General features: G+C 40.5%; 24 protein-coding genes. All 24 read right to left on the bottom strand.

Features of this window, described 5'->3' with window-relative positions; translation table 11 throughout:
• Positions 1-230: 230 nt before the first annotated feature.
• Entirely contained in the window at positions 231-593 is a 363-nt protein-coding gene (rplQ, locus tag BSO02S_RS21190; protein ID WP_066072372.1) for a 50S ribosomal protein L17, read from the bottom strand.
• Positions 594-662: 69 nt separating this feature from the next.
• Positions 663-1,607, bottom strand: a complete 945-nt coding sequence (locus BSO02S_RS21185) for a DNA-directed RNA polymerase subunit alpha (protein ID WP_066072369.1) — start codon at positions 1,605-1,607, stop codon at positions 663-665.
• A gap of 179 nt (positions 1,608-1,786) precedes the next feature.
• Positions 1,787-2,176, bottom strand: coding sequence for a 30S ribosomal protein S11 (gene rpsK, locus BSO02S_RS21180; RefSeq protein ID WP_066072366.1), 390 nt, complete (start codon positions 2,174-2,176; stop codon positions 1,787-1,789).
• Between the two features lie 21 nt (positions 2,177-2,197).
• Positions 2,198-2,563, bottom strand: coding sequence for a 30S ribosomal protein S13 (gene rpsM / locus BSO02S_RS21175; protein WP_066072363.1), 366 nt, complete (start codon positions 2,561-2,563; stop codon positions 2,198-2,200).
• Positions 2,564-2,586: 23 nt separating this feature from the next.
• Positions 2,587-2,700 carry a 50S ribosomal protein L36 gene (gene rpmJ / locus BSO02S_RS21170; protein ID WP_000868344.1) on the bottom strand — a complete coding sequence of 38 codons (114 nt, stop codon included), beginning with the start codon at positions 2,698-2,700 and terminating at the stop codon, positions 2,587-2,589.
• A 36-nt stretch (positions 2,701-2,736) separates the two neighbouring features.
• Positions 2,737-2,955: a translation initiation factor IF-1 gene (gene infA / locus BSO02S_RS21165; RefSeq protein WP_027322634.1), complete on the bottom strand. Its 219-nt coding sequence runs from the start codon at positions 2,953-2,955 to the stop codon at positions 2,737-2,739.
• A gap of 279 nt (positions 2,956-3,234) precedes the next feature.
• Entirely contained in the window at positions 3,235-3,885 is a 651-nt protein-coding gene (locus BSO02S_RS21160) for an adenylate kinase (protein ID WP_066072361.1), read from the bottom strand.
• Between the two features lie 57 nt (positions 3,886-3,942).
• A complete protein-coding gene (secY, locus tag BSO02S_RS21155) occupies positions 3,943-5,238 on the bottom strand; it encodes a preprotein translocase subunit SecY (RefSeq protein ID WP_066072358.1) in 1,296 nt (431 codons plus the stop codon).
• Entirely contained in the window at positions 5,238-5,678 is a 441-nt protein-coding gene (rplO, locus tag BSO02S_RS21150) for a 50S ribosomal protein L15 (RefSeq protein WP_066072355.1), read from the bottom strand. Before rplO ends, secY begins: the two co-directional genes overlap by 1 nt.
• A gap of 33 nt (positions 5,679-5,711) precedes the next feature.
• A complete protein-coding gene (gene rpmD, locus BSO02S_RS21145; RefSeq protein WP_066072352.1) occupies positions 5,712-5,894 on the bottom strand; it encodes a 50S ribosomal protein L30 in 183 nt (60 codons plus the stop codon).
• A gap of 1 nt (position 5,895) precedes the next feature.
• A complete protein-coding gene (gene rpsE, locus BSO02S_RS21140) occupies positions 5,896-6,408 on the bottom strand; it encodes a 30S ribosomal protein S5 (RefSeq protein WP_066072349.1) in 513 nt (170 codons plus the stop codon).
• 24 nt (positions 6,409-6,432) lie between these two features.
• The gene (gene rplR, locus BSO02S_RS21135; protein ID WP_066072346.1) at positions 6,433-6,795 is read right to left on the bottom strand and encodes a 50S ribosomal protein L18; all 363 of its coding nucleotides are present in this window, start codon (positions 6,793-6,795) and stop codon (positions 6,433-6,435) included.
• A gap of 34 nt (positions 6,796-6,829) precedes the next feature.
• The gene (rplF, locus tag BSO02S_RS21130; protein WP_066072343.1) at positions 6,830-7,366 is read right to left on the bottom strand and encodes a 50S ribosomal protein L6; all 537 of its coding nucleotides are present in this window, start codon (positions 7,364-7,366) and stop codon (positions 6,830-6,832) included.
• A gap of 32 nt (positions 7,367-7,398) precedes the next feature.
• Positions 7,399-7,797: a 30S ribosomal protein S8 gene (rpsH, locus tag BSO02S_RS21125; RefSeq protein WP_066072340.1), complete on the bottom strand. Its 399-nt coding sequence runs from the start codon at positions 7,795-7,797 to the stop codon at positions 7,399-7,401.
• A 30-nt stretch (positions 7,798-7,827) separates the two neighbouring features.
• Positions 7,828-8,013, bottom strand: a complete 186-nt coding sequence (rpsN, locus tag BSO02S_RS21120; RefSeq protein WP_066072337.1) for a 30S ribosomal protein S14 — start codon at positions 8,011-8,013, stop codon at positions 7,828-7,830.
• 22 nt (positions 8,014-8,035) lie between these two features.
• Positions 8,036-8,575, bottom strand: a complete 540-nt coding sequence (rplE, locus tag BSO02S_RS21115) for a 50S ribosomal protein L5 (protein WP_066072334.1) — start codon at positions 8,573-8,575, stop codon at positions 8,036-8,038.
• A gap of 27 nt (positions 8,576-8,602) precedes the next feature.
• On the bottom strand, positions 8,603-8,911 hold the full coding sequence (rplX, locus tag BSO02S_RS21110; protein WP_066072434.1) for a 50S ribosomal protein L24: 309 nt from the start codon (positions 8,909-8,911) through the stop codon (positions 8,603-8,605).
• A 35-nt stretch (positions 8,912-8,946) separates the two neighbouring features.
• On the bottom strand, positions 8,947-9,315 hold the full coding sequence (rplN, locus tag BSO02S_RS21105) for a 50S ribosomal protein L14 (RefSeq protein ID WP_066072331.1): 369 nt from the start codon (positions 9,313-9,315) through the stop codon (positions 8,947-8,949).
• Between the two features lie 41 nt (positions 9,316-9,356).
• The gene (gene rpsQ, locus BSO02S_RS21100; protein ID WP_066072328.1) at positions 9,357-9,620 is read right to left on the bottom strand and encodes a 30S ribosomal protein S17; all 264 of its coding nucleotides are present in this window, start codon (positions 9,618-9,620) and stop codon (positions 9,357-9,359) included.
• A gap of 23 nt (positions 9,621-9,643) precedes the next feature.
• Positions 9,644-9,844 (bottom strand): 50S ribosomal protein L29, encoded by a 201-nt coding sequence (gene rpmC / locus BSO02S_RS21095; RefSeq protein ID WP_007085282.1) that lies wholly within the window; start codon positions 9,842-9,844, stop codon positions 9,644-9,646.
• On the bottom strand, positions 9,834-10,268 hold the full coding sequence (gene rplP / locus BSO02S_RS21090; protein WP_066072325.1) for a 50S ribosomal protein L16: 435 nt from the start codon (positions 10,266-10,268) through the stop codon (positions 9,834-9,836). The genes rpmC and rplP overlap by 11 nt, the downstream gene beginning before the upstream one ends.
• 2 nt (positions 10,269-10,270) lie before the next feature.
• Positions 10,271-10,927, bottom strand: coding sequence for a 30S ribosomal protein S3 (gene rpsC / locus BSO02S_RS21085; RefSeq protein WP_066072322.1), 657 nt, complete (start codon positions 10,925-10,927; stop codon positions 10,271-10,273).
• A gap of 3 nt (positions 10,928-10,930) precedes the next feature.
• The gene (gene rplV, locus BSO02S_RS21080; protein ID WP_066072318.1) at positions 10,931-11,272 is read right to left on the bottom strand and encodes a 50S ribosomal protein L22; all 342 of its coding nucleotides are present in this window, start codon (positions 11,270-11,272) and stop codon (positions 10,931-10,933) included.
• A gap of 17 nt (positions 11,273-11,289) precedes the next feature.
• On the bottom strand, positions 11,290-11,568 hold the full coding sequence (gene rpsS / locus BSO02S_RS21075; protein ID WP_066072315.1) for a 30S ribosomal protein S19: 279 nt from the start codon (positions 11,566-11,568) through the stop codon (positions 11,290-11,292).
• Positions 11,569-11,586 lie beyond the last annotated feature (18 nt).

Below are 11,586 nucleotides of genomic sequence, written 5' to 3'. Positions count from 1 at the left end.
AAAAAGGGATTTCTATAAAAGAAATGGGAGGAGGTGCATGAGCTAGACGAGACGTGATCAAAGAATAGAAAAAACTCTTTCCATTCGCTCCAATATATCGAAGTCACGCTGATCATAACGCTCTTTTTGGCTTGGGGCGAACAATATTATTGAATTTCACTTACAGAAAAAGGGCAAAGAACAAGTTTGATTGTAAACTGTCCAGCGCCCTTGTTGTCTGTTAAAAGGTATTAAACTAACTCGATAATAACCATTGGTGCACCGTCACCGCGGCGTTGTCCAAGTTTCATAATTCGAGTGTATCCACCTTGACGCTCTTGATAACGTGGAGCGATATCAGCGAAAAGTTTTTGTAATGCACTTGTATTATTTTCAGCATCAGCAACTTCATTACGAACATATGAAGCAGCTTGACGGCGAGCATGCAAATCACCACGTTTACCTAAAGTGATCATTTTCTCAACAGTCACACGAATTTCCTTCGCACGAGTTTCTGTTGTTTCAATGCGCTCATTGATAATTAAATCTGTAGTTAAATCACGAAGCATAGCTTTACGCTGTGCACTTGTGCGTCCTAACTTTCTGTATGCCATGAAGGGTTCCCTCCTTTGTTGAAGTCATTAAACAGGATTAATAAGCTTTTGTATTTAACGTTGAACGAATCAGTCGTCTTTACGCAGGCCCAATCCAAGCTCTTCTAGTTTCGCCTTCACTTCTTCAAGTGATTTGCGGCCTAAGTTACGAACCTTCATCATATCTTCTTCAGTCTTATTAGCTAATTCCTGAACAGTATTGATTCCAGCACGCTTTAAGCAGTTGTAAGAACGAACAGAAAGATCGAGTTCTTCAATTGTCATTTCCAGAACTTTTTCCTTTTGATCTTCTTCTTTTTCAATCATGATTTCAGCATTTTGAGCTTCATCAGTTAACCCAACGAATATATTCAAATGCTCAGTTAAAATTTTTGAACCAAGCGCGATTGCTTCTTTTGGACCCGTGCTGCCATCTGTCCATACATCAAGCGTTAGCTTATCATAATTGGACATTTGACCCACGCGTGTATTTTCTACCTGAAAGGACACACGAGAAACTGGCGTAAAAATAGAATCAATCGGAATAACACCAATCGGTTGATCTTCTCTTTTGTTTTGAACAGCCGGTGTATACCCACGTCCACGTTTAGCTGTTAAACGCATGCGAAGATGTCCATTTGTAGCTAATGTAGCAATATGAAGGTTTGGATTTAAAATCTCAACATCACTGTCATGGGTAATATTACTTGCCTTAACAGGTCCTTCGCCTTGCACATCAAATTCAAGTGTTTTTTCTTCGTCAGAATAGATCTTTAACGCTAACTTCTTAATGTTTAAAATGATAGATGTTACATCCTCTACGACGCCTTCAATTGTTGAGAACTCATGAAGTACCCCATCGACCTGAATCGATGTAACAGCGGCACCTGGGAGTGAAGATAATAGGATACGACGTAAGGAGTTACCCAAAGTGGTACCATATCCACGCTCAAGTGGCTCTACGACGAACTTACCGAACTTGGCATCATCGTTGATCTCAATCGTTTCGATTTTTGGTTTTTCTATTTCAATCATCCAATAACCCTCCTTCAAAACGTCGAAATCTCGAGTTAGCAGTCAAGCTAATCGAAATTCCCCCATGTATACTTTCCCGATTGTGCACAACAACTGGAATGAATAAATTACCTGTATGAACTCAAAAATTTAGTATCATATCCATTATAGACGCATGATACAAGTTCTATACAAGAAAATTAAACACGACGGCGTTTTGGTGGACGGCATCCATTATGAGGAACAGGTGTAACGTCTTTAATTGCTGTTACTTCAAGACCAGCAGCCTGAAGAGCACGAATAGCAGCTTCACGACCTGCACCAGGTCCTTTAACTGTTACTTCTAAAGTTTTCATGCCATGTTCGATTGATGTTTTAGCTGCAGTTTCAGCTGCCATTTGCGCTGCAAATGGAGTCGATTTACGAGAACCTCTAAATCCAAGCGCACCAGCACTTGACCAAGAAATTGCATTACCGTGAACATCAGTAATAGTTACGATTGTGTTGTTAAAAGTTGAACGGATATGCGCGATACCTTGTTCAATATTCTTTTTAACACGACGTTTACGTGTATTAGTTTTACGTGCCATTTAAATAACCTCCTTTGCCGATTACTTCTTCTTGTTCGCTACAGTCTTACGAGGACCTTTGCGTGTACGAGCGTTGTTTTTCGTATTTTGTCCACGAACCGGTAAACCACGACGATGACGTAATCCGCGGTAGCAGCCGATTTCCATTAAACGCTTAATGTTAAGAGAAATTTCACGGCGAAGGTCACCTTCAACTTTTAATTTGTCGATGATCTCACGGATTTTGTTTAATTCGTCTTCAGTTAAATCACGCACACGAGTATTTTCAGAAACACCAGCTTCTGCTAATACTTTTTGTGCAGTATTTTTGCCAATACCATAAATGTATGTTAAAGAGATAATTACACGCTTTTCACGTGGAATATCTACACCAGCAATACGTGCCATAAATGAGCGCACCTCCTTCAGAATTAACCTTGTTTTTGTTTATGTTTAGGGTTTTCACAGATAACCATAACTTTTCCGCGTCTACGGATAACTTTGCACTTTTCGCAGATCGGTTTGACAGATGGTCTTACTTTCATTATCCTAACCTCCTTAGTAGTACGGAGTGCAAGCAATTATTTAAAGCGGTAAGTAATTCTTCCGCGTGTTAAGTCATATGGAGAAAGCTCAACAGTCACCTTGTCACCCGGAAGGATACGAATGAAGTGCATTCGAATTTTACCAGAAACATGAGCTAGCACACTATGACCATTTTCTAATTCTACCTTAAACATTGCATTTGGCAAAGTTTCAATAACCTTACCCTCAATTTCAATAACATCATCTTTGGCCATCAGTCTCGTCTCCCTTCTCCTAATCAAAAATAGTGTTCGAAAATTACTGCAACTCTTCTCATTCGTACAATTAATAGCAACCTTTTAATTCTAACATATTGCTCGTCTTCTGTCCGCAAGTAATTTCAACTTAATCAGGAATAGCAATTCCCATGTAAGTCTTGCCCAACTCTCGGTCCTACATACTCAGTACAATAGAAAAGTCATTCGCTTCCACATACTTTTGATTTCTTTTGAAGAGATGTTCGAGAGTCGCTCGCACAGTAACCCTAATGACCATTAATGTAAGCCCTCAAGTAATTGTTCGATAACAGCGAATACTTTATGAATATCCTGCTGCCCGTCAATCGTGCGCAGATAACCTTTTGATTCATAAAAGGTAAGTAATGGTTCTTGTTGTTTGATATTTACGTCTAACCTGTTTTGAACTGTTTCGGCATTATCATCTGCTCGTTGGTATAGCTCACCGCCGCAACGGTCGCACACTCCCTCTTTTGCAGGGGGATTAAAAACTAAATGATACGTAGACCCACAGTCCTTGCAAATACGACGTCCTGTCAAACGATCCATTAGAATACCCTTATCAACGTTAATATTAATTACATAGTTAATTTTTTTATTTAAATCAACTAGTAGCTTTTCTAACGCTTCTGCTTGAGGTACTGTTCTAGGAAAGCCATCAAGTAAGAATCCCTTTTGGCAGTCTTCTTTACTCAACCGTTCACGGACAATACCGATTGTTACTTCATCAGGAACAAGTTCGCCCTTATCCATGAATGATTTTGCTTTCATTCCTAGGTCAGTTCCTTCTTTCATCGCTGCACGGAACATATCTCCAGTCGAGATATGAGGGATGCCGTAATGGTCGACGATTCTTTCAGCCTGCGTGCCTTTACCGGCACCCGGAAGACCCATTAATACTAAATTCACACGTGTTCCCCCCTCGTGCTATAAATAGGTTTTTGGGAGCAAGGGCCCCCAAAACTTTTACTTAATAAAACCTTTATAATGACGTTTAACTAATTGTGCTTCAAGCTGCTTCATCGTATCAAGTGCAACACCGACAACGATTAGCAGGCTTGTTCCCCCAATTTGAGCCGATTGCGGCAAGTTAGCTAAATTAATAAATAGCATTGGCAGTACGGCAATAACAGAAAGGAAAATGGCACCAACAAAAGTTAAACGATATAAAACACGTGTTAAGTATTCCTGTGTACTCTTACCCGGTCGAATTCCCGGAATATAGCCGCTTTGCTTTTGCAAGTTTTCCGCAGCTTGTTCAGGATTAACCTGGATAAAAGCATAGAAATAAGTGAACGCGATAATTAAAGCTGCATATAAAGTCATCCCAATTGGATGAGAATAATCAAATATCTTTGTAATCCAAAGTGTTACATCATTTTGTGAAAAGAATGATGCAATGGTTCTTGGGGTCACAATAAATGAAACCGCGAAGATTACAGGAATAACACCCGCTGCGTTAACTTTCAACGGCATATGAGTGGATTGTCCTCCTACTGGATTACGGCCTGCAACAACACGTTTTGCATATTGAATTGGAATCTTACGATTGGCTTGCTGGATGAAAATTACACCAACAACAATGGCAATAACTGCAAGAGCTATGAGCACAACTGTTACAATACGTAAGAATAAAGCATCTCCCGCGTTTTCAAATTGCTGTACATAGATTTGATTAATGGTACTAGGCATACCAGCAACAATACCAGCAAAGATGATTATGGAAATTCCATTCCCTACACCTTTTTCTGTTATCTGCTCTCCTAACCACATCAAAAATGCTGTTCCAGCAGTTAAAACCACGGCAATCAATAGATACGTACCAATTCCAGGGTTTTGAATTAATTGGCCGCCGGCTAAATTGTTAAAGCCATAGGACATACCTAATGCTTGGATAAATCCAAGCACAATGGTGAAATAACGTGTGAATTGAGCAATCTTACGACGACCTGATTCACCTTGCTTAGACCATTCTGTAAACTTTGGAACAACGTCCATTTGTAAAAGCTGAATGATAATCGATGCAGTAATGTACGGCATGATACCCATTGCAAAGATGGAGAACTGCTTTAATGCTCCACCGCCAAAAGTATTTAAGATACCGAAAACACTAAGCTTATCTTGATTTGCAAGAACATCAGCATTTACATTCGGTACAGGAATAAATGTACCGAGTCGAAATACAATTAACATTAGTAGGGTGAATATGATCTTACGTCTTATCTCACCCACGCGCATAAAATTGGAGATTGTCTGGAACATTAGATCACCTCAGTGTTTCCACCAGCAGCTTCGATCGCTTCCTTAGCAGCAGAGGAGAATTTGTGAGCTTTTACAGTCAACTTTTTCTCAACGTTCCCTTTAGCAAGAATCTTGATTCCTGCCTTTTCGTTACTAACAACGCCTGATTCGATAAGAAGTTCTGGAGTAACTTCTGTACCTTCTTCAAAGCGATTTAAAGTATCAAGGTTTACAATGGCAAATTCTTTACGGGCGAAGTTTGTAAATCCACGTTTTGGTAAGCGACGGAATAATGGTGTTTGTCCACCTTCAAAACCAAGGCGTACACCGCCCCCAGAACGAGCATTTTGTCCTTTATGACCTTTACCTGCTGTTTTCCCTTGACCAGAACCGATACCACGTCCTAAACGTTTGCGTTCTTTGCGTGAGCCTTCGGTAGGTTTTAATTCATGAAGTTTCATATTGGCACCTCCTTATGGAAAGAAAAGAATCAATTATTGTTCTTTAACCGTTACAAGGTGAGCAACTTTGGTAATCATACCGCGAATAGCAGCGTTATCTTGGTGCTCAACTGTTTGGTTTAATTTACGTAATCCTAGTGCTTTAACTGTTTCACGTTGGTCACCAGGGCGGCCAATCACACTGCGGTTGAGGGTAACTAATAGTTTATTCGCCATTTTATTTCCCCCCGTATCCTAACAGTTCTTCTACTGATTTCCCACGAAGTTTTGCTACGTCTTCGGCACGTTTTAATTGTGTTAAACCGTCAACTGTAGCACGAACCATATTAATTGGAGTGTTTGTTCCTAATGACTTAGAAAGGATATCAGCTACCCCGCCTAACTCAAGAACAGCACGGACTGGACCACCAGCGATAACTCCTGTACCTTCAGAAGCAGGTTTTAGAAGGATTTCACCAGCACCAAAACGTCCAATTACTTGGTGAGGAATTGTTGTTCCAACCATTGGCACTTCGACTAAGTTTTTCTTTGCATCTTCGATGGCTTTACGAATCGCATCTGGTACTTCTTGAGCCTTACCAGTACCGAAACCGACATGGCCGTTCTTATCGCCAACTACTACAAGAGCAGTAAAACGGAAACGACGTCCACCTTTAACAACTTTCGCAACACGGTTAACCGTGACTACGCGTTCTTCTAGTTCAAGTTTGTTTGGATCAATACGACGCATCTTTATGTGTCCCTCCTTTGTCTATTAAAATTGTAGGCCGTTTTCACGGGCAGCATCAGCTAATGCTTGAATACGTCCATGGTATAGGTATCCGCCACGATCAAAGACAATAGAAGTGATACCTTTTTCAACTGCACGTTTCGCCACTAATTCTCCGACCTTTTGTGCAGCTTCAAAATTACTTGAAGTTTCCAAAGTGAATTCTTTATCTAAAGTTGAAGCACTCGCTAAAGTTACTCCGTTTATGTCATCAATTACTTGAGCATAAATATGTTTGTTAGAACGAAACACATTTAGACGTGGACGAGCTGAAGTTCCGCTAAGTTTCGCACGAACACGAGCATGTCTTTTCTTGCGAGTAGCGTTTTTATCAAGCTTCGTAATCATTTACGTCACTCCTTTCGTTTACCTTTTTGCAGCATTACTTACCTGTTTTACCTTCTTTACGACGAACAAATTCACCTTCGTAACGAATTCCTTTACCTTTATAAGGCTCTGGAGGACGAACTCCGCGAATATTAGCTGCTAATGCACCAACACGTTCTTTATCAGTACCTTTGATAATAACTTTTGTATTGGCAGGAACCTCGATTTCAAGGCCCTCTTCAGGTTCGATCTCAACTGGATGAGAGTAGCCTACGTTTAATACAAGTTTGTTACCTTGCTTTTGCGCACGGTACCCAACCCCGATTAATTCTAGGTTTCTTGTAAAGCCAGTAGAAACACCTTCGATCATATTTGCAAGTACCGCACGAGTTGTTCCGTGCAATGCGCGGTGTTCTTTTACGTCAGACGGACGAGTGATTGTTACAACATTCTCTTCAACATTAATAGTAATTTCAGGATTGAAAAAACGTGTAAGCTCACCTTTAGGTCCTTTTACAATTGCAGTATTTTTATTTAAAGTAACTGTAACTCCTGCTGGAATTTCAATTGGTTTTTTTCCTATGCGAGACATTCAGTGCACCTCCATTCATTCAGAAACTCATCTTACCAAACGTAAGCTAATACTTCGCCGCCAATTTGTTTTGCACGAGCTTCTTTATCTGTAATAACACCTGTAGATGTTGATACTAATGCGATACCAAGACCGTTAAGAACACGTGGTACCTCCGTTGATTTTGCGTAAACTCGAAGTCCAGGCTTGCTTATGCGCTTAAGACCAGTAATAACACGTTCGTTACTTGCACCGTATTTTAAGAAGATACGGATGATACCTTGTTTATTATCTTCGATAAATTCGACGTCACGTACGAAACCTTCGCGCTTTAAAATCTCAGCAATTTCTTTTTTGATATTAGAAGCAGGCACTTCTAACTTTTCGTGACGCACCATGTTCGCATTACGAATGCGAGTAAGCATATCAGCAATTGGATCTGTCATGACCATTATTTTTACCTCCTTCCCAGACTATTAGTTTTACCAGCTAGCTTTTTTGATACCAGGAATTTGTCCTTTGTATGCTAATTCACGGAAACAAATACGGCAAAGCTTAAATTTACGATATACAGAGTGTGGACGACCACAACGTTCGCAGCGTGTGTACTCTTGTACTTTGAATTTAGGCGTGCGTTTTTGTTTCGCAATCATTGACTTTTTAGCCACGTTTTCGCCTCCCTTATTACGATTACTTTTGGAATGGCATTCCAAATTGAGTTAAAAGTTCACGAGATTCTTCATCAGTGTTAGCAGTCGTTACGATAACGATATCCATACCACGAACTTTGCTTACTTTATCGTAATCAATTTCAGGGAAGATTAATTGTTCTTTAATACCCAAAGTATAGTTACCGCGACCGTCGAATGCTTTTTTAGAAATACCACGGAAGTCACGTACACGAGGTAAAGAAACGGAAACTAATTTATCCAAGAATTCGTACATGCGTGCACCGCGAAGTGTAACTTTTGCACCGATTGGCATACCTTCACGTAGACGGAAGCCAGCGATTGACTTTTTCGCGCGTGTTACGACAGGTTTTTGACCTGTAATTGTTGCAAGTTCTTCCACTGCATTATCAAGTGCTTTTGCATTGGCAACAGCGTCACCAACACCCATATTCACAACGATTTTGTTAAGTTTAGGAACTTCCATTACTGATTTATAGTTGAACTTGCTCATAAGAGCAGGAGTCACTTCTTTAATAAATTTTTCTTTTAGGCGGCTCACTTATTGTACCTCCCTTCTAAATTTTAACTATTTATCTAAAATCTCACCGGATTTTGCTACGCGTACTTTTTTGCCATCTACCGTTGTGGAACCTACACGAGTCGGGTTACCAGACTTAGGATCGATAGGCATTACGTTCGATACATGAATTGGAGCCTCAAAGCTGATGATTCCGCCTTGTGGATTCACTTGAGAAGGTTTTGAGTGTTTTTTCACTATATTTACGCCTTCTACTAGTACACGGCTTTCTTTAGGATAGGCTGCAAGGATTACACCTGTTTTGCCTTTATCCTTTCCAGAGATGACTCTTACTTTGTCACCTTTTTTCACATGCATCATTAAGCACCTCCTTAAAGGCATTTGAATTTAAATTATAATACTTCTGGAGCTAAAGATACGATTTTCATAAAGTTGCTATCGCGAAGTTCACGGGCAACTGGGCCAAAGATACGTGTTCCACGCGGACTCTTATCATCTTTGATAATTACACATGCGTTTTCATCGAAACGAATGTAAGTACCATCTTGACGACGAGCGCCGCTCTTTGTACGTACTATAACAGCTTTAACAACGTCACCTTTTTTGACAACGCCACCTGGTGTTGCCTGTTTCACTGTACAGACGATAACGTCACCAATACCAGCAAATTTGCGGCCTGAACCACCTAGAACTTTAATGGTAAGTACTTCACGAGCACCAGAGTTGTCAGCAACTTTTAAACGTGATTCTTGTTGAATCATGTGTGTAACCTCCCTTCGGAAATGCTGCTTAATCCGAACAATTAAATAATAACAGCTTTTTCTACTACTTCAACTAAACGGAAGCGTTTAGTAGCTGATAACGGACGAGTTTCCATGATACGTACTACATCGCCAATTTTTGCCTCGTTTTGCTCATCATGAGCTTTAAACTTTTTAGAGTACTTAACGCGTTTACCATATAAAGGATGCTTTTTGTGCGTTTCAACAAGAACGGTAACGGTTTTTTCCATTTTGTCAGAAACAACGCGTCCAGTGTAAACTTTGCGTTGGTTGCGTTCACTCATTATGTGAACCTCCTCTCAGGTAATTACTTGTTAACGCTGATTTCTCTCTCACGAACAACTGTTTTCATACGGGCAATTGCTTTACGTACCTCACGGATGCGCGCAGTATTTTCAAGTTGTCCTGTCGCCAATTGAAAGCGAAGGTTGAAAAGCTCTTCTTTTAGAGATTTTACTTTTTGTTCAATTTCAGCAGTGGTTAGGTCACGTAGTTCATTAGCTTTCACTTGATTCACCACCAATTTCTTCTCGTTTTACAAACTTACATTTAAGAGGAAGTTTGTGCATTGCAAGACGAAGTGCTTCACGTGCAACTTCTTCAGAAACGCCTGCAATTTCAAACATAATCTTCCCTGGTTTAACGACAGCAACCCAGCCTTCAGGTGCCCCTTTACCAGAACCCATCCGCACCTCTAGAGGTTTTGCAGTGTAAGGCTTATGTGGGAATATTTTAATCCAAACTTTACCGCCACGTTTCATGTAACGTGTCATCGCAATACGGGCAGCTTCAATTTGACGATTAGTGATCCAAGAAGCTTCCATAGCTTGTAGGCCGAATTCACCGAATGTAACTTCAGTGCCGCCTTTAGCTAGGCCACGCATTTTTCCGCGGTGTTGACGGCGATATTTTACGCGTTTTGGCAATAACATGATTATTTGCCTCCTTCCGCATTTTTCTTCTTAGTAGGAAGGACTTCTCCCTTATAGATCCATACTTTAACGCCTAGCTTACCATAAGTAGTATCAGCTTCAGCTGTAGCATAGTCAATATCAGCGCGAAGTGTATGAAGTGGAACAGTTCCTTCGCTGTAATGTTCAGCACGAGCGATATCAGCTCCGCCAAGACGACCAGATACTTGTGTTTTAATACCTTTCGCACCAGAACGCATTGCACGTTGAATGGTTTGCTTTTGGGCACGACGGAAAGATACACGGTTTTCTAATTGACGAGCAATATTTTCAGCAACTAGTTTAGCATCCATGTCAGCTCTCTTAATTTCAAGAATGTTGATGTGGACACGTTTGCCAGTAAGTTGATTTAATGCTTTACGAAGTGCTTCCACTTCCGTACCGCCTTTACCGATAACCATACCAGGCTTAGCTGTATGGACTGTTACATTCACGCGGTTTGCAGCACGTTCGATTTCTACTTTAGAAACAGAAGCATCTTTTAAACGCTTCGTGATATATTCACGAATTTTAAGGTCTTCGTGTAAAAGAGTAGCAAAGTCTTTACCTGCGTACCATTTAGATTCCCAATCACGAATGATTCCGATACGCAAACCGACAGGATTTACTTTTTGACCCACAGCTTATCCCTCCTTCTTTTCTGATAATACGATTGTGATGTGGCTTGTGCGTTTATTAATTTGGCTTGCACGGCCCATTGCACGAGGACGGAAACGTTTAAGTGTTGGTCCTTCATCAACGAATGCTTGAGCAACAACTAGATTATTTATGTCCATCTCGTAATTGTGTTCAGCATTTGCCATAGCCGATTTTAATACTTTTTCTACGATTGGAGAAGCAAACTTAGGCGTAAGATTTAAAATTGCCACCGCTTCACCAACTTGCTTTCCTCGAATTAAATCTACTACTAGACGTGCCTTACGAGGAGCAATACGAACTGTTCTTGCAACAGCTTTAGCTTGCATTTGGATGCCCTCCTCTCTTAACGTCTTGTTTTCTTGTCATCATTTCCATGGCCTTTGTAAGCACGTGTTGGAGCGAATTCTCCAAGCTTGTGGCCTACCATATCTTCAGTAACATATACAGGCACATGTTTGCGACCGTCATAAACAGCAATTGTGTGTCCGATAAATTGTGGGAAGATTGTAGAACGGCGTGACCATGTCTTAATAACTTGTTTGCCATCAGTTTCATTTAACTTTTCAACCTTAACCAATAAATGATCATCGACAAATGGTCCTTTTTTTAAGCTGCGACCCATGAAGGAACCTCCCTTCGT

This window comes from Neobacillus soli NBRC 102451 (assembly GCF_001591665.1).
In the GTDB taxonomy this organism is placed as follows: Bacteria; Bacillota; Bacilli; order Bacillales; family Cytobacillaceae; genus Neobacillus; species Neobacillus soli.
This window is presented reverse-complemented; position numbering and strand designations above follow the sequence as displayed.